Source organism: Aeromonas sp. R2-4, assembly GCF_040908365.1.
Lineage (GTDB): Bacteria > Pseudomonadota > Gammaproteobacteria > Enterobacterales > Aeromonadaceae > Aeromonas > Aeromonas veronii.
This window is the reverse complement of record NZ_JBFODO010000018.1, coordinates 87,595-112,083: the sequence shown is the minus strand read 5'-3', so window position 1 is coordinate 112,083 and position 24,489 is coordinate 87,595. Positions and strand designations below refer to the sequence as shown.

20 protein-coding genes are annotated in these 24,489 nt (G+C 56.3%); 8 read left to right on the top strand and 12 right to left on the bottom strand.

Annotated features, from left to right (window positions below; translation table 11 throughout):
- Nucleotide 1: 1 nt before the first annotated feature.
- Both AB5Z05_RS08945 and AB5Z05_RS08940 read right to left on the bottom strand, forming a co-directional pair.
- The gene (locus AB5Z05_RS08945) at nucleotides 2–1,189 is read right to left on the bottom strand and encodes a patatin-like phospholipase family protein (protein WP_110303670.1); all 1,188 of its coding nucleotides are present in this window, start codon (nucleotides 1,187–1,189) and stop codon (nucleotides 2–4) included.
- Between the two features lie 94 nt (nucleotides 1,190–1,283).
- The gene (locus AB5Z05_RS08940; RefSeq protein WP_110303671.1) at nucleotides 1,284–1,856 is read right to left on the bottom strand and encodes a phasin family protein; all 573 of its coding nucleotides are present in this window, start codon (nucleotides 1,854–1,856) and stop codon (nucleotides 1,284–1,286) included.
- A 248-nt stretch (nucleotides 1,857–2,104) separates the two neighbouring features.
- Here AB5Z05_RS08940 and AB5Z05_RS08935 point away from each other — a divergent pair, with 248 nt between their 5' ends.
- Nucleotides 2,105–4,078 carry an SDR family oxidoreductase gene (locus AB5Z05_RS08935; protein ID WP_368151129.1) on the top strand — a complete coding sequence of 658 codons (1,974 nt, stop codon included), beginning with the start codon at nucleotides 2,105–2,107 and terminating at the stop codon, nucleotides 4,076–4,078.
- 90 nt (nucleotides 4,079–4,168) lie between these two features.
- Here the strand turns inward: AB5Z05_RS08935 and AB5Z05_RS08930 are convergent, their stop codons facing one another.
- Complete coding sequence (locus AB5Z05_RS08930; protein WP_368151127.1) at nucleotides 4,169–5,044, bottom strand: esterase/lipase family protein; 876 nt, start codon at nucleotides 5,042–5,044, stop codon at nucleotides 4,169–4,171.
- Between the two features lie 170 nt (nucleotides 5,045–5,214).
- On the opposite strand from AB5Z05_RS08930, the gene AB5Z05_RS08925 reads away from it, so the two are divergent.
- From AB5Z05_RS08925 to fabA, 7 genes are all read left to right on the top strand, one after another.
- Nucleotides 5,215–5,517 (top strand): YebG family protein, encoded by a 303-nt coding sequence (locus AB5Z05_RS08925; protein ID WP_005333111.1) that lies wholly within the window; start codon nucleotides 5,215–5,217, stop codon nucleotides 5,515–5,517.
- A 311-nt stretch (nucleotides 5,518–5,828) separates the two neighbouring features.
- Complete coding sequence (locus tag AB5Z05_RS08920; protein WP_368151346.1) at nucleotides 5,829–7,106, top strand: tyrosine-type recombinase/integrase; 1,278 nt, start codon at nucleotides 5,829–5,831, stop codon at nucleotides 7,104–7,106.
- Between the two features lie 373 nt (nucleotides 7,107–7,479).
- Nucleotides 7,480–7,818: a hypothetical protein gene (locus tag AB5Z05_RS08915; protein ID WP_005333109.1), complete on the top strand. Its 339-nt coding sequence runs from the start codon at nucleotides 7,480–7,482 to the stop codon at nucleotides 7,816–7,818.
- 546 nt (nucleotides 7,819–8,364) lie between these two features.
- Nucleotides 8,365–8,799, top strand: coding sequence for a hypothetical protein (locus tag AB5Z05_RS08910; RefSeq protein WP_257725800.1), 435 nt, complete (start codon nucleotides 8,365–8,367; stop codon nucleotides 8,797–8,799).
- A 30-nt stretch (nucleotides 8,800–8,829) separates the two neighbouring features.
- A complete protein-coding gene (locus tag AB5Z05_RS08905; protein ID WP_368151125.1) occupies nucleotides 8,830–9,222 on the top strand; it encodes a DUF2158 domain-containing protein in 393 nt (130 codons plus the stop codon).
- 176 nt (nucleotides 9,223–9,398) lie between these two features.
- Nucleotides 9,399–11,375 carry a Lon protease family protein gene (locus tag AB5Z05_RS08900; protein ID WP_368151123.1) on the top strand — a complete coding sequence of 659 codons (1,977 nt, stop codon included), beginning with the start codon at nucleotides 9,399–9,401 and terminating at the stop codon, nucleotides 11,373–11,375.
- Nucleotides 11,376–11,473: 98 nt separating this feature from the next.
- Complete coding sequence (gene fabA, locus AB5Z05_RS08895; RefSeq protein ID WP_196783564.1) at nucleotides 11,474–12,013, top strand: 3-hydroxyacyl-[acyl-carrier-protein] dehydratase FabA; 540 nt, start codon at nucleotides 11,474–11,476, stop codon at nucleotides 12,011–12,013.
- A gap of 84 nt (nucleotides 12,014–12,097) precedes the next feature.
- Here fabA and rmf read toward each other — a convergent pair whose 3' ends face one another.
- The 9 genes from rmf to AB5Z05_RS08850 all read right to left on the bottom strand — a co-directional run bounded on the left by rmf (nucleotide 12,098) and on the right by AB5Z05_RS08850 (nucleotide 24,312).
- A complete protein-coding gene (gene rmf, locus AB5Z05_RS08890; RefSeq protein ID WP_010674759.1) occupies nucleotides 12,098–12,274 on the bottom strand; it encodes a ribosome modulation factor in 177 nt (58 codons plus the stop codon).
- Nucleotides 12,275–12,435: 161 nt separating this feature from the next.
- Nucleotides 12,436–14,349, bottom strand: coding sequence for an ABC transporter ATP-binding protein (locus AB5Z05_RS08885; protein ID WP_368151121.1), 1,914 nt, complete (start codon nucleotides 14,347–14,349; stop codon nucleotides 12,436–12,438).
- Nucleotides 14,350–14,422: 73 nt separating this feature from the next.
- Nucleotides 14,423–14,653, bottom strand: a complete 231-nt coding sequence (locus tag AB5Z05_RS08880) for a glutaredoxin family protein (RefSeq protein WP_088868955.1) — start codon at nucleotides 14,651–14,653, stop codon at nucleotides 14,423–14,425.
- The gene (gene rlmKL / locus AB5Z05_RS08875) at nucleotides 14,653–16,848 is read right to left on the bottom strand and encodes a bifunctional 23S rRNA (guanine(2069)-N(7))-methyltransferase RlmK/23S rRNA (guanine(2445)-N(2))-methyltransferase RlmL (protein ID WP_368151119.1); all 2,196 of its coding nucleotides are present in this window, start codon (nucleotides 16,846–16,848) and stop codon (nucleotides 14,653–14,655) included. The genes AB5Z05_RS08880 and rlmKL overlap by 1 nt, the downstream gene beginning before the upstream one ends.
- 139 nt (nucleotides 16,849–16,987) lie before the next feature.
- The gene (ykgO, locus tag AB5Z05_RS08870; RefSeq protein ID WP_005336596.1) at nucleotides 16,988–17,113 is read right to left on the bottom strand and encodes a type B 50S ribosomal protein L36; all 126 of its coding nucleotides are present in this window, start codon (nucleotides 17,111–17,113) and stop codon (nucleotides 16,988–16,990) included.
- Entirely contained in the window at nucleotides 17,114–17,377 is a 264-nt protein-coding gene (locus tag AB5Z05_RS08865) for a type B 50S ribosomal protein L31 (RefSeq protein ID WP_103252468.1), read from the bottom strand. It abuts the gene before it with no gap.
- A gap of 381 nt (nucleotides 17,378–17,758) precedes the next feature.
- Nucleotides 17,759–18,295: a cell division protein ZapC gene (locus AB5Z05_RS08860; RefSeq protein WP_005336600.1), complete on the bottom strand. Its 537-nt coding sequence runs from the start codon at nucleotides 18,293–18,295 to the stop codon at nucleotides 17,759–17,761.
- Nucleotides 18,296–18,385: 90 nt separating this feature from the next.
- Nucleotides 18,386–19,396 (bottom strand): quinone-dependent dihydroorotate dehydrogenase, encoded by a 1,011-nt coding sequence (gene pyrD / locus AB5Z05_RS08855; RefSeq protein ID WP_110303685.1) that lies wholly within the window; start codon nucleotides 19,394–19,396, stop codon nucleotides 18,386–18,388.
- A 77-nt stretch (nucleotides 19,397–19,473) separates the two neighbouring features.
- Nucleotides 19,474–24,312 carry an NAD-glutamate dehydrogenase gene (locus AB5Z05_RS08850; protein WP_368151115.1) on the bottom strand — a complete coding sequence of 1,613 codons (4,839 nt, stop codon included), beginning with the start codon at nucleotides 24,310–24,312 and terminating at the stop codon, nucleotides 19,474–19,476.
- Nucleotides 24,313–24,489 lie beyond the last annotated feature (177 nt).

Here is a 24,489-nt window from a genome sequence, read left to right as displayed (position 1 = left end):
GCTACTCCTTTGGTGATGAACGGCGCACGCCGTGGCGATAGCGTTTGGCAAGCCAGTGCTGCAACTGCTCCAGCGACTTGTCGAGGGCGGCGACCGAGCCAATGCCGGGGGCCAGCAGGGTGCGATCTTCATCGGCCAGCGCGGCCAGATTGAGCTCGAGGCCATGCTTGGCCAGCACCGGCGCAAGCTCGTCACGGCGCTGCCAGAGATCGCGGCGGGTATGCTGGTAAGCGTGCTCGCAGAGGCGGCGGCGATCCCGATAACTGAACACATTGGTGAAGAACATCTCGCCATCGGCAGAAGAGGGCTCAAACAGCAAGGCGTCGGCGTCGGGATATTGGTGTTTGTAGCGATCCATCCCCACATGCATGCGGGAGTGGATGATGGCGCGAAAAGTCTGGGCCAGCACCACCGGCAGACCGCTGTCCACCAGATTGGTCGGGGTGCCGGCGGCCATGTCCGCATCATAGGGCACCAGCGGATTGATGCAGAACACCAGATCCGCCCCCTCTTCCAGCGCTATCGAAGCGTGCAGAGTCTTGATCAGCGCCCCGTCCACATAGTAACGCCCGTTAATCAATGAAGGGGGAAAGAGGCCGGGCAGGGCGGCTGACGCCTGTACCGCCGCCGAGATGGGCACGTCATCGAGCCCCGGACTACCGAAGGCGACCGGATGGCCGGTGTCGAGTTCGGTAGCGACCACAAACAGTCGGCTGCGCAGCTGGCGGAAATCGTTGCTGCGGCCGGGACGAGAAAAAAACTGGGTCAGGGTGCGATCCACCCCGCGGTTGTCGAACAGTCCGGTCGGAATGGCCTTGGATAGTCCCTGCAGCGATTCAAACAGGCTGCGCTTCCAGGGCGCCGCCAGATAGTAGGTCAGGCTCTGCCACGCCAGTGGCGGGATCGAGGTCAGACGGTCGGCGTATTCACGAAAGGCGGGGCGCAGCAAGGTGGCCGGGTCAAACATCTCCCCCGAATCATCGCTGAGCAGGATCCGCACCAGCTTCGCCGGCGAGATGCCGTTGGCCAGCGCCGACGCCACCACGGCCCCCGAACTGACGCCGACATAGATATCGGCATGGTCAAGGCGCAGGCCGTTGATGCTGTCAGAGAGGGCTGCGCAGGCACCGATCTCGTAGATGCCGCCGAGCGGCCCGCCGCCAGCAAGGGCAATTGCGATGGTACTCATAGCGTTGCCTCCCTATCCATGACATTCATCACGACAAGACCGGCCCAGCGCAGGGCATGGGCCGGTATCAATCACCTTGCGTCACCGCGAGGGATCAGGGCAGGACGCTCTCTGCTTTGGCCTTCACCTCTTTCACCGCATCTTCCGCAGCGGAGAGGAGATCTGCGGCCTGCTCAACTACGGCCTCTTTGGCCTTGGCTACCGGTGCCTTCTTTACCGGAGGCTTGCGGGCAGCGGGCTTTTTGGTGGCAGCCGGTTTGGCTTCTGCGGCAGGGGCTTCCTCTTCCTGCGCATCCAGCAGTTGTTGGACCACGTCGGTCAGCTCGGCCATGCGCTTGGAGAGCTTGTCGATATCCTTGCGGGTCGGGATGCCGAGGCTGGCCACAGCGCGGGCCACGCGATCTTCAAACACCTGCTCCAGACGGCCCCAGGTATTGGCGGTCTTGTCGGTCACAGCGGCAATCTTCTCATCTGCGCTCTGACGGGTTTTGGCCTGCAATGCTTCCCCTTCCTGCACCAGGGCTTCAAAGATCTTGCCACCCTCTTCCTGCGCCTTGGCATAGGCACCCAGACCCGCCAACCAGATCTGCTGGGTGGACTCCTTGATGGTGGAGGTGAGTTGGTTGTCGGTCACTGACCCTGCCAGCGCTTTCAATTTCTTAGCCATGATCTTCTCCTTGAATAACGACAGTTAAATGTAATGACGACAACGAAACTGCAATCGGGTTGTGGCATTACTGATTTTTCAACTTCAGTCTAGGGACAAAAAATAGAGGGTTCTACCTAATAACGGAACAGGCACACCACCGAAATTAGGGTTTGCTCACGAACCGACAATCAAATTGCGGATTTCCATATGAATCGTGATATATCTAACAACCTAGTAACACCCTAATCAGTAGCAGGATTCTCTTTATGAACTATTTCATTACTGGCGGTAGTGGTTTTATCGGGCGTCGATTGATCAAAAAGTTATTCCAACAGCATCCCGACTGTATCGTCTATTTTCTGATGCGCGCCTCTCATCAGGATAAATTGCCGGAGTTATTTGCATTCTGGAATGTGGATGAATCGCGCGCAGTCCCGGTTTTTGGTGACATGACGCAACCGCTGCTGGGGGTGTCGGTCGAGATGCAGGAGCAGTTGATCGGCAAGATCGACCACTTCTTCCATCTGGCTGCTATCTATGATCTCAACGCCAAGGCCGGGATCCAGCAGCAGGTCAACACCGAAGGGACCCGTCAAGCCGTTCAACTTGCCGAGCGGCTGGGGGCGGGGCAGTTCCATCACTGCAGCTCCATCGCTGCAGCGGGCCTGTTTGACGGTCTGTTTCGCGAGGACATGTTCGATGAGGCCGAACACCTCGACATGCCTTACTTCCAGACCAAGCACGAAGCGGAAGGGATTGTGCGAAATGAGTGCACCATTCCGTGGCGCGTCTACCGCCCGGGCATCGTCGTCGGTGACTCCAACACCGGCGAGATGGACAAGATCGACGGCCCTTACTACTTCTTCAAGACCATTCAGAAACTGCGTCGTCTGCTACCGCCCTGGATGCCAGCCATCGGAGTTGAGGGCGGGCGCATCAATATCGTGCCGGTTAACTTTGTGGTCGATGCCATGGTGCATATCGCCCATCAGGAGGGAGAGGAGAACAAGACCTTCCACCTGACCGACCCCAACCCGATGCGGGTTGGCGACATGCTGAGCACCTTCTCCCGCGCCGCCCATGCGCCGGAGCCTGCGATCCGCATCAACGCCTCTCTCTTTAACTTCATTCCCCGCCACCTGACAGCCATGCTGATGACCATGGCGCCGGTGCGCCGCATCCGCGATGCCGCCATCGCCGATCTGGGTCTACCCAAGGATGTGTTCCGCCTTATCAGTTATCCCACCCGGTTCGACAGTCGCGAAACCCAGCGGGTACTGAAAGGGACAGGCATCGAAGTACCGCCGCTGCACAGCTACGCCTGGCGGTTGTGGGATTACTGGGAGCGTCATCTCGACCCGGAGCTCTTCATCGATCGCACCCTGCGTGGTCGGGTAGAGGGCAAGGTGGTGCTGGTGACCGGGGCAACCTCTGGTATCGGCCGTGCAACCGCGCGCAAGCTGGCGGGTGCGGGGGCCAACGTCGTTACCATCGCTCGCGACGAGCAGAAGATTGCCGAGACTAAAGCCGAGTTTGCCGAGCTGGGGCTGACCATCGAGATCTATCAGGGGGATCTCTCCAATCTGGCGCAGGCCGAGGAGATCACCGCTCGCATCGTGGCCGATCACGGTGGCGTCGATATTCTGGTCAACAATGCCGGCCGCTCCATCCGCCGCTCCATCGAGGACTCCTTCGATCGCTTCCACGATCTGGAGCGCACCATGCAGCTCAACTACTTCGGTGCGCTCAAGGTGATCATGGGGGTACTGCCCACCATGATTGAGAAGAAAAAAGGGCACATCATCAACATCTCCTCCATCGGGGTGTTGACCAATGCGCCGCGCTTCTCCGCCTATGTTGCCTCCAAGTCGGCCCTTGATGCCTGGGTGCGTACCGCAGCCTCCGAGTTTGCCGATAAAGGGGTGAGCTTCTCCATCATCAATATGCCGCTGGTGAAAACACCGATGGTCGCGCCGACCAAGGTCTATGAGCAGGTGCCGATGATGACGCCGGAAGAGGCGGCCGATCTTGTGTGTGATACCATCATCAACAAGCATGTGCGACTGGCCACTCGCCTCGGGGTGTTTGGTCAGGTGGTGCATGCCCTGGCACCACGCGTCGCCCAGGTGATCATGAACACCAGCTTCCGCACCTTTGCCGATCCCAAGGATGGCGACAAGTCCAAGGCGACCGCCGATCAGGTTGCCGTCTCGACCCTGATCAAGGGGATCCACTTCTAACCGGATGATGGGATAAAGAGATCAACAGGGGCCTGAGCAATCAGGCCCCTGTTTTATTTGGAATAACAGTTGAAGGACGAATAAGGAGGATCAGACTCGGGACAGCAGATCAAGCAGCAGATCAGTCGTGCGACTGGAGTAGAGCAAAGAGAGATGGCCAATGGCGGGCAACTCGATATCCTCCATTCCCACCAATCGTTGCCGCTCTTGCGGCATCACCACATTGTCGTGACTGGTGCGCACTGAGATGCCGGGCACGCAAAGCGGCACCGAGGCAAAACGCTGCAACCAGCCGGAACCGGGCTCCATCTCGCGGGCATTGGCCCCAAGCCCTAGGGCGGCAAGCTGACTCCCCTGATGAGGCGTAGCCAGCGTGATCAGGCACACGACCTTGTCACCACCATGGATAGCCAGATAGTCGCGGCAGACCAGCCCACCCATGCTGTGACCGACCAGCACCAGCTTGTCAGCCCCAGTGTGCGCGAGCACATCGTCAATTCGCTTGGCCAGTAGCGGCACCATCTCATCGATATGACCAAATGGTGGCATCAAGGTAATGGTGGCGACCACATGGCCTGCGGTCTCCAGTCGGGCGCGCTGGGTGCGCCAGATCCCGCGACTGCAACCGTAACCATGCACCAGCAATATGGGACGCTGGCATGGACGCAGCCGATCGGGTGCCATCAGCAAAGGCTCGAACGGTAGCAACAAGGTGAAGGTATAGAGGTAGGCCAGCATCTCCTGCGCCATCATCTTCACCCTGCGCCAAGGGCCGATAGCCGGGGAGGGGTAGAAGCGGGTAAACAGCCAGCTGCCGAGCACCACCAGACAACGCAATCCAAGCAGGGCAAACACCACAAACAGCAGGGTCAGCAACCAGGGGAGTCCCACGACCAAGTGGGCGATACTCCCGAGGAGCAGCACCTCTACCATCAGCAGGATAAACAGGTGTCGTACGATCGTCATAAGGCCATGATCCGACCAGTCTGGCGTGGAAGTCAAATGGCACTTTGAGACAACTTGATCCAACGCGGCTTTTGTCGCTAACCCCCGGCGAACTCTTTTCCGGTGAGGTTATTTGCAATACTGTATATCCATACATATACTCTATCCATCATCACCAAGAGGAGGCCATCATGGCTGTCGAGATCAAATATGTGGTTGTTCGTGGGGGAGTGGAAAAAATGACCTTTGCCAGCAAAAAAGAGGCCGATGCCTATGACAAGCTGCTGGATACGGCCGATGAGTTGATGACCCTGTTGGCTGGCGCCCCGATCGAGCTGGCACCAGAGCAGCAAGAGAGTCTGGCATTCTACCTGGCAGAACAGCGCGATGTGCTGCAAACCCTGCTGCGCGGCGGCAAGGTTCAGGCAGGCACGAAAGAGGAAGAGGCCCCAGCAGCCAAGCGCAAGGAGAAGCCACTCAAGCAGGTGGCCTGATTGCACAGACCTGCTATTTCTCGGGATAAACAGCTCGCAGCATTCACTTTATTTGCATTTAAAACCATTTTCACGGCTATTTACCCCGAGAATTTTTTAACAACGGTGCATATCCAATGCATAACTAAATAGCGTGCACCACTGAGCGACACTTAATCAGCAACAACAAGAGGCAGTACAAATCCCAACAGAAGCCGCATTCATGTATCACGAGCCCTTTTCTAGCAACTCGGCTCACAAGCTCATATCGATTCATCTCAGCATCAACAAGCAACACCATGACTCAACACCCATTATCCTTGCCGCCAGCCATGCCGCTGTTTGACAGCCTTATCTATCTGGAGGCCGGTAACCCACAGGTCAATCAGTACCTTGCCAACCTCAGCCTCAACGATGTACCCGATGCCGGGCTGGTTTACGAACTGGCGGTCGATTGGCTGCTGGAGCAGCGCAACAGCGAAAACAACTACAAAACCTATCGCAGCGAACTGACCACTTTTTTACACTGGTGCTTTCGAGAGGCTGCCATCAGCCCGAAAGATCTCACTCGCCGCATCATGATCCGCTATCTTGACTACTGTCAGTCCCCCCCTGACGTGTTGATCGCCTATCGCAACGTGGCGCAATTTGTCCTCGACAAGGAGTGGGGAGAGCGGTTGCCCAATCCGCAATGGCGACCGTTCCTCGGCAAGCGGGAGCTGGGCCGCACCTTGCCCTATCGTCTTAGCGAGCAGGCGATGAAGACCAAGCTCGCCATCCTGTCGGCCTTCTTCCAGTTCCTGATCCAGGAGGAGTACATGGACAGGAATCCCGCTCTGCTGCTGCAGCGGGTCAAACGGCCTCAACAGCAGGAGGCCGATGATCAGGTGCAGGCCTTCAGCGAATTGCAGTGGTCATACGTGATGCAGGCCGCCGATAACCTTGCCAACGACCATCCGGAGCAACACGAGCGCAGCCGTTTTCTCACCATTCTGATGTACGCCTGCTATCTGCGGATCTCTGAGGTTGCAGCCCGGCCGGGCTTTACCCCTGTGATGGGACAGTTCAGGCGGGATCGCAAAACCGGCGTCTGGGGCTACTTTATTCCGCAAAGCAAAGGGGGCAAACGGCGTACCGTAGCGGTATCCCAAGCACTGTTGGCGGCACTTGAACGCTACCGCCGCTTCCTCGGTCTCTCTCCCTTGCCGACACCGGATGAACAGACGCCACTGTTCGTTCGCCATAAAGCGGCAGCACACGGCCGCGAGCAGGGGGAGATCAACGCCAACCTCGGCATTCGCCAGCTACGGGATTTGATCATGGTGACCATCGGTAAAGGGGCAGAATTGGCAGAGCAGGATGGATTTGCCCAGGATGCAGCCGAAATGCGGCAACTCTCTCCCCATGCGATCCGCCATACCGGGATCACCCATGACATCAATCTGCACGGACGGCCGCTCTCCCACGTACAGGCCGATGCAGGACATGACAGCATCGACACCACTTCGAAATACCTGCACACCAGCAACAGTGAACGACATGAGAGCGCCCAGCAAAAGCCGCTGGACCGATTGAACCAACATGTGAGAGATAACACTCACAAGGACTAAAGAACAACGTGACATGATTCCTGATTTTTATTGACTGCTCTTAGAACACAGATTGACTTGTTTGGGATGTCATAGAAGTTGGTGCGGCGATGTTGTACTTCTCTGGATGGCAATCGGTTCAGGGAATATTTTTGGCTCACATGGATGATTCAGAACAGGCTCCTTGCCATCTGCGGCATACATATTTATCCCGTAGCAGAGAAGCAAAAAACGAAATTGCTTGCTGAAACACCGAGAACACCCGATGCCGAAAGCTAAGTAACATGCCGGAATCAGTCATATTCGGTTGAACAGCGCCTTGTTATCACTCTTGCATATCCAGTCATCATTGGTGATATTGATGTCAATGTTAATGAGATACCAAGGAGCAGGTATGCAAGTGGCAGTGGTGGAAAAGACCTTCAGGATCGTTGGCAAAGGGTCGCTCATGGCCCAGTTCACCTTTATCTCTTCAGGCACACTGCATATCTGGTTTCCGGATGTGGGCCTGCAGATGGAGGCCCACTGCAAAGAGTTGCGTATCGAAGATTGCACCATTATCTATACCAATGGCCTCCATCATGGCCAGCCCCGAGCACTCTGGTCCTTAACCCTCCATCCCGATGATATGAACGAGCTCAAACGCATATTGCAGCAGTTCAACAGCAACCTCTACTTGACCTGCCAGCCACCCACATTGGCCATCGCCAAACGTGCCTTGAATATGAATTGACCCGACTTCCAAAAAGTCGCAATCATGCCAGCCACAACAATAAGCCGTGAGGATTAAGGGGAGGGGAATCTATCGCGATAGTCGGCATTTTATGGCTGTTTTACAAGAAGGAGTATCAATATATCCAGAGAGAGACATTTCAAGTAGGGGACAGATATTTCTAAGAATATTCATTGTAATAATGAGGGTTATAACTGTGAAAATCAAACATAATGTTCAATAAGTGAGGGGGATTCCGCACAACGTCTTGATTTAATAGTGGACTCTTGTCTCAAAATGGGACATTTCGGTGATGTGGGGCAGGGCGGTTGATGTGTTATTCTGTTATCGCTGCAAGAGCATCTGCAGGGGAAATCAACCAGATATTATCCTTCTGCTTTGGGCAGTAAGATTGCTGGAGGTCTGTGTGTAGCCTCGATCCAGATCGATTTCCGAACCTGTAAGCTAAGGAAAAGCTGCGGGCTACTTCTTTTAATAAGCTTTGTTATCTCTCACGATAATGCCGATAACCCTATTTATCGGCGTCTTGTCCCTGACGAGGGATTTATGAACATTTTTGAGCTTAGGAAGCACGCTAGCGACTTTCGTCTGGCTTTGGAACGTTTAGACTGGGGTTCTATGCCAGCGAACTTCAGACAATTTCCGGCTGGGACGTGTGGGGATATCAGCGATATTCTCGCCGAATACCTTTATAAACAAGGAATCAATGACATCGATTACGTCAGCGGCTCAGCTGATAACCAGCAATCCCATGCTTGGTTAGAGGTCAGTGGATACATTATCGATATCACTGCAGACCAGTTTCCTGATTGTAGTGATCCGGTCATCGTGACTGATGACCACTCATGGCATCAACGCTTTGAAGAATCGGCAAGAAGACCGGCTGGTTTTCTAGATGGATTTAAATCAACCGACAATATGACCCTGAATATTACTCGAGATCTGAATATCGTCTATAAAGCAGCTCTCGCTTACCTATAAACATAGTTTTTGGCATAACAAGGAATGATGATGCAAAAATACCAATACTTCTATCCTGGGCAAGTCGTTACACTGTCGGGCGGTAGTTACCCCATGACCGTTAAACCTGCCGAAGATGAAGATGACAAAGGGATTGACGCTTGCTGTGTCTGGTTCAACACCGACATGGGCGGCGAACCTATAGAATGGACTTTCCCAAGCCGCATTCTGAAGTTGCAAGAAAATCAGGAGCAATATGGCTATTTGCATACTCGTTTTGAGCCTGGTGCAGCAGTAAGGCTTCGTAGTGGCGGGCCGTCGATGACAGTGCAGAATAGCCAAAGCCTTACCGGTGTGACCTTGGTGTTTTGCATCTGGCACGATACGAAAAGCCGAGAACCTTTGATGTCTTCATTCCCATCGGAAATGCTCGTGGCAGTATAGATCATCAAGATCTGCTGTGACTTCGTATATAGGGGCCTCCGGCCCCTTTGTCATGCCCCTAAGCATGACTGCGCATAATGCATATTATGTTAAATCAAGTATCTTGTTTCCTGTCACCACTTATTGAACTGTGTATAATGGCAACAATTGATCCTATCTTCGACCGGATGTCTTAAGTGGCTGAATTAACATCAGAACAATTAAAACCCGCTTTTGCGATTGAACAGTTCCCCAAGCTTAGCGAGCTTGAACCTATCCCCTTTGCTGCGCTGCAACCCAGAGCCATTTCCGGCATCAAACGTCTTGCCAGTTTTGATGGTGACTGTCCGGTCATGCTGCTCAACGGGTTCCCCGGCGCAGATTACGAAGGCGTTTGCCAAACGTTGATTGCCGACTCCAATGGCAAGGATGGTGACCTGTTTGATCTCTGCTACACCGAGAATCTGAACAACCCCTACAAGCCTATCTGGCTGCGCCTGCAACCAGGCTCCGGCGTTGAGTTTTGCGAAATGGTTGGCGAGCTGCTCAAGCTGTTGAGCCACCATCTCGATGCCGAACGCATCGTGACCCGCATCATGCGCAAGCAGAACAATGATCCGAAAATCGATGATTTCCTCTCCGACCTGGCGGCTCACGTGGCATTGGGTCTGGAATTCCAGCACCCCATTCTGATCAACCTGTTGATCCATCACGAAGCGCAGGAAGCGCCGGTGATTTATGGCCGTGATCTCAACTGGGATACCCTGTTTGGCTCCATCAACTACCAGACCGAGCAAGGCTCTGTCTATGCCAACCAGCACCTGTTGGAGCCTGGCTTGCTGCGCGAAGCCAACGGCGGCTACCTCATTTTGCAACTGGACGAGCTGCTGGATCAGCCGCACCTCTGGTTCAAACTGAAAAATGCCATGCAAAAAGGCGAGCTGGACTGGAACGCCTATCAGGAAGGGAAAACCCTGACCCCCTTCTTCGCGCCTGAAGCGACCCCCATCAAGCTCAAGCTGATCCTGGTGGGTGACCGACTGGACGTGGCCGAGTTCCAGATGCTGGATCGGGATATGTCCGAGCGCATCTTCCTGCGCGCTGATCTGGTATCAGAGGTGAATATTGAAGAGGATCTGCAGGAATTTCTGCAGTACCTGGCCTGGCTGCGTCAGCGCTGGAGCCTACTGGACTTCACGCCAGCCGCCCTTGCCGCCCTTTGTCGTCATGCCAGCCGCCTCTGTGACCATCAGGAGTGGCTATCGCTCTCCGAAGTGCAACTCTCCGCCATCATGCGGATGGCTGACAGTCTGGCCCGGGAGCTGGAATCTGATGTGGTCACCGACGAGCATATTCGCGGCGCACTGGAAGAGCAGGATTACCGCCTCAACTATCTGGTTGAGCAGTCCGATCAGGGTGTTATCGACGGCCAGATCCTGCTGCAAACCGATGGCGAAGAGATTGGCCAGATCAACGGCCTGTCGGTCATTCAGGTCTCCGGTCACCCCTATGACTTCGGTGAACCGGTGCGCCTCACCGCTACCGTACACCTTGGTGATGGCGATGTGGCGGATATCGAGCGCAAAGCGGAGCTGGCCGGTCATATCCACGCCAAGGCGATGATGATTATCCACGGCTATCTCTCCAACAAATTTGGTGCAGAGAACCCCTCCCCCCTGTCGGCCAATCTGGTGTTCGAGCAGTCTTACCACGAAATTGATGGCGACAGTGCATCCCTGACCGGCTTGTGTGCCCTGCTCTCTGCCCTCGCCCGCCAGCCTATCTATCAGCACTTCGCCGTGACCGGTGCGGTCGATCAGTTTGGCAATGTGCAGGCCGTTGGTGGCGTCAACGAGAAGATTGAAGGCTTCTTCCGGGTGTGCAAAATCCACGGCATCACCGGCAAGCAAGGGATCATTTTGCCGGGCACCAACATCCAGCAGCTGAACCTCTCTGACGAGGTGATTGCAGCGGTTGAAGCAGGACAGTTCCACATCCACCCGGTGGATCATGTGGAAGAGGCCATCGAGTTGCTCACAGGCTGTGTCGCCGGTGAGCCTGATATGCCCGATACCCTGTTTGGCCGTATTCAGGAGCGGTTGGACGAGTTGAACGGCTCCACTGCCAAAGTCGGACTGCTACAATCCCTGCTGGGGCGCCTGTTTGGCCGCTGATGAAGTGATCGGAGTTGTTTAGCGAACAACTGTAAGCTAAATTGGCCCGGCTTTGACCCATTTGAAGGAAATACCGCGTGACCGTAGACAATACCACCATGGAAGCCCGCCTTTCCCTGTGCGAACAGGGCAAGAACTCTTTTACCCGTGAAGAGCTGCTGGCTTGCAGCCGTGGCGAACTGTTTGGTGAGGGTAACAGTCAGTTGCCTGCCCCCAACATGTTGATGATGGACCGCATCGTCAAGATCAATGACAACGGCGGCGAACACGGCAAGGGCGAGATCCTGGCTGAGCTCGACATTACTCCGGATCTCTGGTTCTTCGATTGCCACTTCCCAGGTGATCCTGTGATGCCTGGCTGTCTCGGTCTGGACGCCATGTGGCAGCTGGTTGGCTTCTTCCTTGGCTGGAAAGGTGGCCCCGGCAAGGGTCGTGCTCTGGGCGTAGGTGAAGTGAAATTCACCGGCCAGATCCTGCCGACTGCCAAGAAAGTGACCTACAAGATCACCTTCAAGCGCGTCATCAACCGCAAGCTGGTGATGGGGATTGCTGATGGTGTGGTCGAAGTTGACGGCCGTCCGATCTACAGCGCCACCGACCTGAAAGTGGGCCTGTTCAAAGATACCACCGCATTCTGATCTCTCTGATTGGTGGTAAAACAGCATTAACGCAAAGGGGCCACAACGGCCCCTTTCCTTTTGTAATGAGTGATGAAGTACCTGCTACTTCATGAAGAGGCCTGAGCCCCGCCCTTCCATGGCGTCACGCCAACCACCAAGCCAATGCCCTCGGGCATCCAGGCATTGATACGGACACGCTTCTTTCTGTTTGCCGACCACGCCAGCCTGATAACCACGAGCACGAGCTCTTTCCAGACGGTCCCGCTTCTGTCTCTTCATCATCTACGACCCTCTTCGTGGAACAAAAAAAGCGACCAATTCTGCATCGGTCGCTTTCATCTTTACTCCTGCGAGCGCACTCGGTCAAACAAAAACTTCCACCCTAACCGGGCTATGTGACACAAGGCACTGAACTGGATTAAGTTTTAATTACAGGGAACTTACTCCTGATTTTTGAGTCCTTCCAGCTCTTCCCAGCGAGCAAATGCCTGCTCCAGCGCTGCTTCAGCGGCATTGAGCGCATCCAGTTTCGGCTGGGTTTTATCTGCCGGCAGCGAGAAGAACCCGGGCTGATTGATCTCGCTTTGCAGCGCATCCAGCTCGGCTTCCAGCTGCTCAAGACGAGCAGGCAACCCCTCCAGTTCAAGCTGCAGCTTGTAGGAGAGCTTCTTGCTCTTCTTCGGCACTTCTGGCAAGGCGGCAACGACCGGCTCGGGCGCCTTGACCGGTGCACTCTTAGCCTGTTGTTGGGCATTCTGCTGTTCGCGGGTCGCCATCATGTCGGCGTAACCACCCACGTAATCGCTGATGCGGCCATCCCCTTCAAACAGCCAGCAGCCGGTCACTGTGTTGTCGATGAAGCGACGATCGTGACTGACCAGCAGCAGGGTGCCGGGGTAGTCGGAAAGCAGCTCTTCCAGCAGCTCCAGGGTTTCCACATCCAGATCGTTGGTCGGTTCATCGAGGATCAGCAGGTTGCTGGGCTTGAGGAACAGCTTGGCCAGCAGCAACCGGTTCTTCTCGCCACCGGAGAGCGCCTTGACCGGCGTACGGGCCCGCTTGGGCTCGAACAGGAAGTCCTGCAGGTAACCAAGAATGTGACGGGAGCGGCCACGCACCATCACCTCCTGCTTACCTTCCCCCACGTTGTCCACCACGGTCTGCTCGGGATCGAGCTGCTCGCGGTACTGATCGAAGTAGGCCACCTCCAGATTGGTGCCCCCCTTGACGGTGCCACGGGTCGGCTCAAGCTGACCCAACAACAGCTTGATCAGGGTCGATTTGCCGCAGCCATTGGGGCCGACCAGCGCAATCTTGTCGCCGCGCAGCACTTGCAGATCGAGCTCCTTGAACAGGGTGCGATCGCCAAAATCCAGCCCCAGCCCTTCGGTCTCGAACACCAGCTTGCCGGAGCGATTGACCTCGTCCAGTTGCAGCTTGGCCTTGCCCTGCAACTCGCGACGCTGGGAGCGCTCCATCCGCATCGCCTCAAGTGCGCGCACCCGGCCTTCGTTACGGGTACGGCGAGCCTTGATGCCCTGACGCACCCACACCTCTTCCTGGGCCAGTTTGCGGTCGAACTCGGCATTTTTCAGCTCTTCGACCCGCAGCCACTCCTCTTTCCCCTGCAGGTACTCGTCGTAGTTGCCCGGCCAGGAGGTGATGGCGCCGCGATCGAGATCGATGATCCGGGTGGCCAGCTTGTGGATGAACTCCCGATCGTGAGAGATAAAGACGATGGCGCCGCGAAAATCCTTGAGGAAATCTTCCAGCCAGTTGATGGCTTCAATATCCAGGTGGTTGGTCGGCTCATCGAGCAGCAACAAGTCGGGATCGCAAGCCAGCGCACGGGCCAGCGCCACTTTGCGCAGCCAGCCACCGGAGAGGCTATCGAGGGTCACGTCAGGATCCAGCCCCAGCAGGGTCAACACCTGACTGATACGGGTCTCGAACTGCCAGCCGTTCTGATAGTCGAGCTGCTCTTGCAACTCGCTCATCTTGCGAATGTTGGCGTCTGACGGATCATGCGCCAGTTCCATGGAGATGTGGTGGTACTGCTTGAGCAGTTCCCCCACCCCCGCCAGCCCTTCGGCGGCATAGTCAAACACCGTCAGCTCGCTGGAAGCAGGCGGATCCTGCTCAAGGCGGGTCACTTTCAAATCTTGTTGCAGCACCAGACGCCCGTCGTCCAGCGGCAATTCGCTGGCAATGACCTTCATCAGGGTGGACTTGCCCGCCCCGTTGCGGCCAACCAGACAGAGGCGCTCGCCCCGCTCGATGGTCAATTCGGCATTGTCGAGCAGCGGGAAATCACTGAACGACAGACATGCGCCGTGCAATGTTAAAAGAGCCATGTGTGTTCCTTATTTCATATGAAAAAAACGGGCAGCAGACTGGGTCTGCCCCCGTTTTATCGTCAAATCACTCTCACCCCTGACGGGCGGCCCAGCTTTTGAGCTCGGCCAGTGTGAAGGGCCAACCGAGCTCGCGGCCTGCTTCGTCACACAGCACCGGAATGCGCACCCGATAGGCGGCAAGCCACTGCTCATCATCCATGATGTCGCACTGGCGGGTGGTAGCGGCAAGGCCTGCCTCCTCCACCAGCGCCCAGGCCTGCTCGCACAGGTGGCAACCGTCGGTATGAAACAGGGTCAGCATCACGCCTCGCCTTGCTCCGGCGCATGGGTGATGATCCAGCAGTTGTGGATGTGCTGGTTGCGCTCGAAATCCTTCGGTCGCGTCTTCTGGGTGATGTTCTGGGCCTTGAGACCAGTGGCCTCTAGACCGGCCAGATCCATCTTGAAGTGACGCTTGTTGTTGGAGAAGACCAGAGTGCCGTCCGCCGCCAGCAGGCGCTTCAGGTGCTGCATCAGCAGCAGGTGATCGCGCTGTACGTCGAAGCTCTCGTCCATCCGCTTGGAGTTGGAGAAGGTGGGCGGATCGATGAAGATGAGGTCGTACTGCTCATCGGCTTCAGACAACCACTTCAGGCAATCTGCCTGCACAAACTTGTGCTGACGGCCCACCAGCGAGTTGAGACGCATGTTGTCCTGCGCCCAGTTCAGGTAGGTGTGGGACATGTCCACCGTGGTGGTCTCGCTGGCACCGCCAAGACCCGCGTGCACGGTGGCACTGCCGGTGTAGGCAAACAGGTTCAGGAAGCGCTTGCCCTTGGCCATCTGGCCCAGCATACGGCGAGTCTGACGGTGGTCGAGGAACAGGCCGGTATCCAGATAGTCATAGAGGTTGACCCACAGACGGGCGCCGTACTCCTGCACTTCCATCCGGTGCTGCTCTTCGGAGAGCTTCTGATATTGCTGTTTGCCCTCCTGACGCTCACGCACCTTCAGGATCACCTTCTCGCCATCCATGCCGGTCACCTTGATGGCGGCCTGAACCATGTCAAGCAGACGCTGACGGGTCTTCTGGGCGGGGATGTCCTTGGGCGCGGCATACTCCTGCACCACCAGATAGTCCTGATAGCGGTCGATGGCGGCGTTGTATTCCGGCAAGTCGGCATCGTAGATGCGATAGCAATCGATGCCCTCTTTGTTGGCCCATTTCTCGAGGGTTTTCAGATTCTTGCGCAGACGGTTTGCAAAGTCCTGTGCCACCTCTTTTTGGGAAGCCACGGAGTCCAGTGCGATCTGGTAGTTACGCAGCTGACACTCGAGGGCGCCGTTGAACAGGCGATATTGCTTGTCGGCGCGCAGGCGCAGACAGCTGAGCAGCTCGGGCGATGCGGAAAGAATGGAGACTTTCCAACCCTGGAAGCTGCGACGCAGGGCATCGCCGAGGGCCTGATGCACTTCCAGCAGCGCCGGAAATTCGCCAAGACGCTCGCCATAAGGCGGGTTGGAGATCAGCATACCGACCTGGCGGGCCTCCCCTTGACCTTCTTCCGCTTCAACAGGGGCAGGCATCGGCAGCGGGTTTTCCAGCTTGGTGACATCGGCCTGCTTGAAGGTGATGAGATGGGCCACACCGGCCGCTTTGGCATTGTCGCGAGCTTTGAGCAGCACGCGCTGGTCGGCATCACAGCCAAACAGCTTCACTTCGCAACGTTGCATGCCGCGTTTGGCGCGCACTTGCGCTTCCATCATCAAGCTCTGCCACAGCTCACTATCGTGCTGCAGCCAGCGATCGAAACCGAAGCGCTCGCGGCGCAGCGCCGGCGCCATGTCGGCGGCGATAAAGGCCGCTTCAATCAGCAAGGTACCGGAACCGCACATGGGGTCCATCATGGGCTCACCGGCCCAGCCACTACGGGCGATCATGGCGCAGGCCAGGTTCTCTTTAAGCGGTGCCTCACCGGTGCCCTGACGATAGAAACGCTGGTGCAGCGCCGGGCCTGACAAGTCCAGCGTGATATTGGCCTTGCCCTTGCCCAGGTGCGCCATGATGCGAATATCCGGCGACTTTTTGTCCACGTCCGGACGCACGTGACCGCGCTTGGTGAAGCGGTCGACGATGGCATCCTTGATCTTCAGCGCGCCATATTGGGTATTGCGAATGGCAGGGTTGGTACCGGTAAAGTCCACCGCGATGGTGGCGGTTCCGGAGAAATGCTCTTCCCAGGGGATGGTGTGGGCGCCCAGATAGAGATCCAGATCGTCGTTCATCTGGAATTCGGAGAGCACCAGCACTATACGGGAGGCAAAACGGCTCCACAGGCACGCCTTGTAGCCAATCGCCAGTTCGCCTTTGAAGTGGACGCCAGCCACGGTCTCACGGACCTGCTCTGCGCCCAAGGTGGTCAGCTCGTCGGCCAACAGGTTTTCCAGCCCCTTGGGGCAGGTTGCAAAAAATTCTTTCATCACGCTCACGGGGAACCCATAAAAATAGTGCCGCATTATACCTCATCAGGCGGGCTGGAGCATGCAAAAGTCGGCGCAAACGGCAGGATGGAAACAGATTGATAGGTGGCGAAAAGGTAAAAGGCCCCATGACTACCCGATGGCGAGATCATGGGGCCAGACATCATTTAGCGGATCACTTCATACGGGCCTTGAAACGGGGATTGCTTTTGCAAATCACGAACAATTTTCCCCGACGACGCACCAACTGACAATCGGGATGGCGCGCCCGTGCGGATTTGAGTGAACAGACGACCTGCATTCAGGACTCCTTCTTGCTTGAAAATGCGCCAAAGCGCTTGTTGAAACGGGCCACACTCCCCTCACTCGATACCTGCTTCTGCTTGCCGGTATAGAACGAGTGCGACTGGCTGGAAACATCGAGCGACACATAGGGATACTCCTTCCCGTCTTGCCACGTATAGCAGCGATCGCTCTTGATGGTTGAACCGACCAGGAAAAAGGCATCTGCCGCCGTGTCATGGAACAGCACCAAACGATAATCCGGGTGAATATGAGGTTTCATGGCAACTCCATTTTGTTATGTTATAACAAAATGTAAGTGAGAATAGCTCTCGTTTCAAGCATAAAATATCGTATGAAGCAAATCGCTTCAGTGAGTGATGTGTTGATACTGAGGTGGAGACACTACGCAAGCAGAACGAAACAAGAATGAGACGCCATGCTTGCAGCACGGAAGACCAAGATACTGCGTGGGTCAGAACACAAGGTGCAAGTGGATGTAATAAGCCTCAAGAGAGGCTGAATCATAACCATGAAGATCAATGAGAATGGGCAAGATGTTCGCGGATCAATGAAGTATCAGAAACGAGGCACTATGGAGGTGACAACAGTAAAAATCAGACAGCGGTGTAATCACAGAGATAAAACGATTGGTGAAAATATATCAACTGACCTGACGATATTGCTCGGTCACGGTAATACGCGGTTTCATCCGGTTATTCATCACCTTGATCACCCCGAAACGCGGCAGAGTTTTACTGGTGGTCAATACCAGATCGGCTGTGAGATTCAAACAGACGCTAGCCTGATCCCCTGCCTCAATGACCATAAATTCGCCGTTGCCATGAGGTGTATTCATCAAGACCAGATCACCGTTTTGCGGGATCACTTGCGGATGCTGTTCACTAAAAAACCAGCTTTGCGGCATCAGGGGTTTATAAAAGCGACTGACCGCGATGGCATTAAGCACCAGTTGCACCTGATGGGGAATACTCCACTCAAGTTCGGCTGCTTTATCCATCAACTGATAATAGAGGGCGGCATCATCGACACAAAAAGGTTGGGTCGTAAACGAGCTGGGCACCAATTGCCGCCCTTTATACTCGGTCGCAAATAACATGTTATCAGACAGGTCCAACATCAGACGGTCACTCTGGGCATCATAGTGCCATTGCCAGCTATCGGTCGGTTGGATAAACATGTTGGAGCCCTTACTTGATAATTACCAGTTGACTTTATTCCATATGCAGGAAATCAGCAACGTCAAATAAAGGGCTCCACCATCTATTTCTTAAATATTGGTCACAATCTCTTTGACCAGCCCCGGCCCTTTATAAATAAAGCCGCTATAAATTTGTACCAGACTGGCACCGGCGGCCAATTTTTCACGGGCGGCCATGGCACTATCAATACCACCCACCCCGATAATTGGCAGAGCACCATTGAGCGCCTTGGCCAGATGGCGGATCACCTCGGTACTCTTGTGTTGCAGCGGACGACCGCTCAAGCCACCCGCTTCACCGGCATGAGGCATGTCATAAATCATCTCGCGCTCGAGGGTGGTATTGGTGGCGATAACCCCATCAATGCCATTACGCACCAGCGAAGCGGCCACCTGATCTATTTCTTCAAGGCTTAAATCCGGGGCAATTTTAACCGCCAGCGGCACATACTTTTTATATTGGGCGGCCAACTCTTGCTGGCGCACCTTGAGAGCTGCCAGCAATTCATCCAGCGCCTCGCCATATTGCAGTGAACGCAAACCCGGGGTGTTGGGGGAAGAGATATTGACGGCAATATAACCGGCATGATCATAAACCTTGTCCATGCAGATCAGGTAATCATCCTTGCCCTGTTCGATGGGAGTGTCTTTGTTTTTGCCGATATTAATGCCGATGACCCCCTGATATTTGGCCTCTTTTACCTTGGCCACCAGATGATCCACCCCCTTGTTGTTGAATCCCATCCGGTTGATGATCCCCTCTGCCGGAATAACCCGGAACAGGCGGGGCTTGTCATTGCCGCTTTGGGGTCTGGGGGTGACGGTACCGACCTCGATAAAGCCAAATCCCATGGCGCCCAGCGCGTCAATGCACTCACCATCTTTATCCAGACCGGCCGCCAATCCCACCGGATTGGCAAAAGAAAGCCCCATGACAGTGACGGGGCGTTTCGGCAAATTCTGGCGGAAGAAACAATCGAGTGGCGTACCGAAAAGGCGGGGCAAATATTTCATGGAGAGATCGTGAGCCTGTTCCGGATTGAGTTTGAACAGGAAATGCCTGGCGATGGGGTACAACATCTTTGCTCCTTAAAGAAAGCCCCGGCAACTGGCCGGGGCTTTGGGTGTAATGTCGGTGTCATGCCTTAATCTGGCAATTAAAGTGCCCGACAATTCAACTGGAGCAGGTTCAACTCTCGCAAGGCCACCGAGAACTTGGCGAACTCGTGAGTACTGGTGGTCTTGAAGTCGGCCAACATGTGGGTCCAACGGGACAAGAGTTGCTCATGCTCCGAAATCCAGTCGGCCAGTATGGTAGCGCATTCTCCCTGATCTTTGCACCCTTCCAGTACCACAGAAGTGAGACTGCGTTGCTGCCAGTCAAGATCTTCGCGGAAGGAGGCTCGCGCCATCGCCTGCCAGTGGTTGCCGACCGGCTGATGGTTGATCTGGTCGAGGAACCAGTGCAGATCCAGTTTGGCACCGAGGCGATAGTAAACATTGGCGGCACGCAGGATATCGGTCTTGTGCTCCGCGGCAATCTGCGCCAGATCCAGGCTGGAGAAGAGGCTGCTCATATGGGCGACCTGACGGGCAATGGCCTCCGGCACCTGTTTCTCCATCCACTTGGCGACAGCCTGACGATGCTCGGCCACTTCGCTCTCATCCATCACCTCGTAGAGGTGCTTCCCTAAGGTCTCGAACGCCGGACGGAAGAAGGCGATGTTCTCGCTGATGCTCCAGCTGCGATTGCGGGCGCGCAGGAACCAGCGGGTGGCACGACGCACGATGCGGCGGCTGTAGAACATCAGCTCGAGCTGAGTCTGGGCATCCACCAGGTTGTCGCACCCTTCGATATCGCGCCACAGCTGGTTCATGCCAAACACTTCGCGGGCCATGGCGAAGCAGCAGGCCACTTCGGCGACCGAGGCACCGGTCTCGTCCTTCATCCGACTGGCGAAGTTGAGCCCCATGTCGTTGACCAACATGTTGGCCACCCGGGTAGCGATGATCTCGCCGCGTAGCGGGTGATCGGCCAGCTGGGTACCAAACTGCTGCTGCACCTTGGCCGGGAAGCTGGTGACCAGCATGTTGGCTAGGAAGGGCTCGTCGGTCACTTCCGGGCAGTTGAGCTGCTCTTTCAGCACCATCTTGCCGTAGGCCACCAGCACCGCCAGTTCGGGGCGGGTCAGCCCCTGCCCTGCCGCCATCCGTTCAGAGAGCTCCTCATCGGATGGCAGGAACTCCAGCGCACGGTCGAGCTTGCCCTCCCGCTCCAGCCCCTGAATAAAGCGCTGCTGCTCTTTCAGTTGTTCAGAGCCGCGGAAGCTGGTGACCGAGATAGACTGGGACTGGCGATAAGCGTTGGTGATCACGATCTGCGCCACGTCGTCGGTCATCTCATACAGCATCTGGTTACGCTGCTTGAGGGTCAGATCTCCTGCCGCCACCAATTGGTTCAGCAGGATCTTGATGTTCACCTCGTTGTCGGAGCAATCCACCCCGCCCACGTTGTCGGTAAAATCGGTATTGATGCGACCGCCCTGACTGGCGTACTCCACCCGACCGAGCTGGGTAAAGCCGAGGTTACCGCCCTCACCCACGATGCGGGCCCGCAAATCGCGACCATTGACCCGCAATGCGTCATTGCTGCGATCGCCCACTTCCCCATCGCTCTCGCGAGCGCTCTTCACATAGGTGCCGATGCCGCCGTTCCACAGCAGGTCGACATTGAGGCAAAGCAGCGCCTTGATCAGCTCGTTCGGCGCCATGCTGGCCTTGTCAGTGACGAGTAGTGTCTGCATCTCGGGGCTCAGCTTGATGGACTTGGCCGAGCGCAGGAAGATGCCGCCCCCTTGTGATATCAGCTCGCGGTTGTAGTCATCCCAGCTGGAGCCCGGCAGATCGAACAGGCGCTGGCGTTCGATAAAACTCTTGGCCGCATCCGGAGCGGGGTCAACGAAAATGTGCATGTGGTTGAACGCGCCCACCAGCCGGGTGTGCTCGGAGAGCAGCATGCCGTTGCCGAACACGTCCCCCGCCATGTCGCCGATCCCGACGCAGGTAAAATCGGTGGTCTGGCAGTTGACGCCAATTTCACGAAAATGCCGCTTGACCGACTCCCAGGCACCGCGGGCGGTGATGCCCATCTTCTTGTGGTCGTAACCGACCGAGCCGCCGGAGGCGAATGCATCACCGAGCCAGTGACCGTATTCGAGGCTGATCTCGTTGGCGATGTCGGAGAAGGTGGCTGTGCCCTTGTCGGCTGCGACCACCAGGTAGTAGTCATCCTCATCGTGACGCACCACGGATTTGGGCGGGATCACCTCGCCGCCGATGATGTTGTCGGTCACATCGAGCAGGCCACGAATAAACAGGCGATAACAGGCCTTACCCTCCTCCTGGATGACGGCACGGGGCGCCCCCACCGGCATCTGTTTGCAGTAGAAACCGCCCTTGGCCCCCACTGGCACAATGACGGTGTTCTTGACCTGCTGGGCTTTCACCAAGCCCAATACCTCGGTGCGGAAGTCCTCTTTTCGATCGGACCAGCGCAGGCCGCCACGGGCAACCTTGCCCCAGCGCAGATGCACCCCTTCCACCCGTGGCGAATAGACGAAGATCTCGAATTTCGGCAGCGGCAGCGGCATGTCGGTGATGCTGGAGGGAGCCAGTTTGAAGGAGATGTAGGGCTTGATGTTGCCCGCCTTGTCCAGCTGGTAGTAGTTGGTGCGCAGGGTGGCGTCGATCATCTCCACATAGCGGCGGATGATGCGATCGTCATCCAGGTTGGCCACCTGATCCAGCTTGGCGGCAAGCTCCTCGTGCAGCTTGGCTTCTGCTTTGGCATCCTGCTTGCCAGCCGGGTCGAGGCGCTGTTCGAACAGGGTAAAAAGCAGTTGGGCGATATCGGGATAACGGGTCAGAGTCTCTTCGATATAGGACTGGCTGAAGGAGACGCCGGTCTGGCGCATGTATTTGGCATAGGCGCGCAGCACCGACACCTGACGGCCGGTAAGTCCCGCCCCCAATACCAGCCGGTTGAAGCCGTCATCTTCCAGCTGCTTGTTCCAGATGGCGGCAAACGCCTGCTGGAAGCGCTGCTGGCTCTGGGCCAGATCAAAGGGCTGCTCGCCATGCAGCAGCATGGAGAAGTCGAGGATCCAGAACAGATCGCCCCCCGGAGTGCGTACCTGATACGGGGTCTCACCGATCACCCGCAGTCCCATGTTTTCCAGCATCGGCAGTACATCGGAGAGGTGAATGGGCTCGGTGCGATGGAACAACTTGAGCCGTACCCGACGATCGTTCTCCTCCTCCTGCGCGCGGTAGAACAGCATGCCGAGTGGCTCGGCTTCGCTCAGGTTATCGAGCGCCATGATGTCGGCCACGGCAGAGCCCGGCAGCACATCTTCCTTGTAAGCGCGAGGGAAGGCAGTGCTGAAACGGCGGCGCAACTCATTGCCACGGGCCTCGCCATAGTGGGAAAGCAGCACGGAGTCGAGTCTGTCGTCCCAGCTGCGGGCCGCTTCAATCAGGTTGTTCTGTACTTCGTTCACATCCACATCCACGTTGTTGTTGTTGACCCGCACTATGTAGTGGGTCCGCGCCAGCACGCCTTCGGTGAAGTAGACGTTGAACTCCACCTCTTCATTGCTGCCAAAATATTTCTGCAAAATTTGCTGGGTCTTGATCCGCAGCGCCGTGTTGTAGCGCTCCTTGGTGACATAGACCATGCAAGAGAAGAAACGACCATAGACATCCCGGCGCACGAATAGCCGAAGCATGTCCCGCTCCTGCATCTCCAGCACCCCAAGACCGGTGGCCAGCAGCTCCTCTTCACGGGCCTGGATCAGCTCGTCACGGGGATAGGTTTCCAATACGTTGAGCAGCGCCTTGTAGGCGTGGGAGCCCTTCTCGTGACCGGAGGCGGCCATGATGCGTTCGAGACGATGGCTGATGAGCGGGATCTGGGTCGCGCTGGTGTTGTAGATGGAAGAGGCGTAGAGACCTATGAAGCGATCTTCCCCGATCACCTTGCCATGCTCGTCAAAGCGCTTGATGCCGATGTAATCCACATAAGCCGGACGGTGCACCCGGGACTTGCTGTTGGATTTGGTGAGGATCAGCAGGTCAGAACTCAGGGCGGCGTGACGGGCACTGGCCGGCATGTTGCCAAGGCGCTGGCCCACCTCCTTGATGGAGTTCTTCATCAGCCCAAGGCTGGAGCTCGCCTGCGGCAGGATCTCGTGATCCCCCTCCACCGCCTTGACGTCGTAACGACGATACCCCATCAGGGTAAAGTTGTGGGCAGCTACCCATTTGAGGAAAGCAACGCAGGAGGCCACCTCCTCCTTGCTGACCGGGTGCTTGCGCTTGGGAAGTTCGTCGATGATCTCATTGAGCTTGGCCAGCATCGGCTGCCAGTCGCCGACTGCCAGCGCCACTTCACCGGCCACCGAGTTGAGCTCGGCAGCCAGCGCGGACATCTGCTCCTCGCTGGTGAGGTGATCGATCTCGATAAGGAATGCCGTTTCAACCGAGGTCTGCCCGTCGGTGTTGTCGAGATCCAGAATGGCGCTGATCTTGCCTTCTTCGCCGCGGATCAGGTGCAGCGGCTGGTGCAGCATCATGTGGGCGGTGATATTGAGACGCTTGAGCGCCATCCGGATAGAGTCCACCAGGAAGGGGGAATCCTGCAGGATCACCTCGACGATAGTGTGGGGGGACTGCCAGCCATGGCGGGTCAGCTCGGGGTTGTAGACCCGGATATAGGGTTCGGTGCCGCTACGCTGATTGAGGGCATTCCAGAGGCTAAGCGCCGCGCCGTAGAGATCGCTGTCGTTGCGATCATGCATGTCGGAGCTCGCCATGTTGCCGTAAAACTTGGCCACGAAGCATTCGACCAGAGAAGCACTCTTCTTGGGCAGTTTTTGATGGATCAGGCCGAGAACGTTTTCGAGCAGAACTGAGGTAGGGGCGTCTTTCAATGCCATTTTTATATTCCTTATCGGACGACATTAACCACCGACGCAGAGGCAACCACCCTGGTTACCCGCTGGTGCAGAGTTGTTGCGAAGTGTAATGGCTTGGATAAGGGAAGGCGAGGAAAGGTGCTAACGAGATGTTAAAAACAAGGTGCAGATCACGGCTTAAACTGTGAGAAATTTTGC

Excerpts from the sequence above, each read along its gene's own strand:
- AB5Z05_RS08945 (WP_110303670.1), bottom strand. The coding sequence starts at position 1,189 with ATGAGTACCATCGCAATTGCCCTTGCTGGCGGCGGGCCGCTCGGCGGC.
- AB5Z05_RS08940 (WP_110303671.1), bottom strand. The coding sequence starts at position 1,856 with ATGGCTAAGAAATTGAAAGCGCTGGCAGGGTCAGTGACCGACAACCAA.
- AB5Z05_RS08935 (WP_368151129.1), top strand. The coding sequence starts at position 2,105 with ATGAACTATTTCATTACTGGCGGTAGTGGTTTTATCGGGCGTCGATTG.
- AB5Z05_RS08930 (WP_368151127.1), bottom strand. The coding sequence starts at position 5,044 with ATGACGATCGTACGACACCTGTTTATCCTGCTGATGGTAGAGGTGCTG.
- AB5Z05_RS08925 (WP_005333111.1), top strand. The coding sequence starts at position 5,215 with ATGGCTGTCGAGATCAAATATGTGGTTGTTCGTGGGGGAGTGGAAAAA.
- AB5Z05_RS08920 (WP_368151346.1), top strand. The coding sequence starts at position 5,829 with ATGCCGCTGTTTGACAGCCTTATCTATCTGGAGGCCGGTAACCCACAG.
- AB5Z05_RS08915 (WP_005333109.1), top strand. The coding sequence starts at position 7,480 with ATGCAAGTGGCAGTGGTGGAAAAGACCTTCAGGATCGTTGGCAAAGGG.
- AB5Z05_RS08910 (WP_257725800.1), top strand. The coding sequence starts at position 8,365 with ATGAACATTTTTGAGCTTAGGAAGCACGCTAGCGACTTTCGTCTGGCT.
- AB5Z05_RS08905 (WP_368151125.1), top strand. The coding sequence starts at position 8,830 with ATGCAAAAATACCAATACTTCTATCCTGGGCAAGTCGTTACACTGTCG.
- fabA (WP_196783564.1), top strand. The coding sequence starts at position 11,474 with ATGGAAGCCCGCCTTTCCCTGTGCGAACAGGGCAAGAACTCTTTTACC.
- rmf (WP_010674759.1), bottom strand. The coding sequence starts at position 12,274 with ATGAAGAGACAGAAGCGGGACCGTCTGGAAAGAGCTCGTGCTCGTGGT.
- AB5Z05_RS08885 (WP_368151121.1), bottom strand. The coding sequence starts at position 14,349 with ATGGCTCTTTTAACATTGCACGGCGCATGTCTGTCGTTCAGTGATTTC.
- AB5Z05_RS08880 (WP_088868955.1), bottom strand. The coding sequence starts at position 14,653 with ATGCTGACCCTGTTTCATACCGACGGTTGCCACCTGTGCGAGCAGGCC.
- rlmKL (WP_368151119.1), bottom strand. The coding sequence starts at position 16,848 with ATGCGGCACTATTTTTATGGGTTCCCCGTGAGCGTGATGAAAGAATTT.
- ykgO (WP_005336596.1), bottom strand. The coding sequence starts at position 17,113 with ATGCAGGTCGTCTGTTCACTCAAATCCGCACGGGCGCGCCATCCCGAT.
- AB5Z05_RS08865 (WP_103252468.1), bottom strand. The coding sequence starts at position 17,377 with ATGAAACCTCATATTCACCCGGATTATCGTTTGGTGCTGTTCCATGAC.
- AB5Z05_RS08860 (WP_005336600.1), bottom strand. The coding sequence starts at position 18,295 with ATGTTTATCCAACCGACCGATAGCTGGCAATGGCACTATGATGCCCAG.
- pyrD (WP_110303685.1), bottom strand. The coding sequence starts at position 19,396 with ATGTTGTACCCCATCGCCAGGCATTTCCTGTTCAAACTCAATCCGGAA.
- AB5Z05_RS08850 (WP_368151115.1), bottom strand. The coding sequence starts at position 24,312 with ATGGCATTGAAAGACGCCCCTACCTCAGTTCTGCTCGAAAACGTTCTC.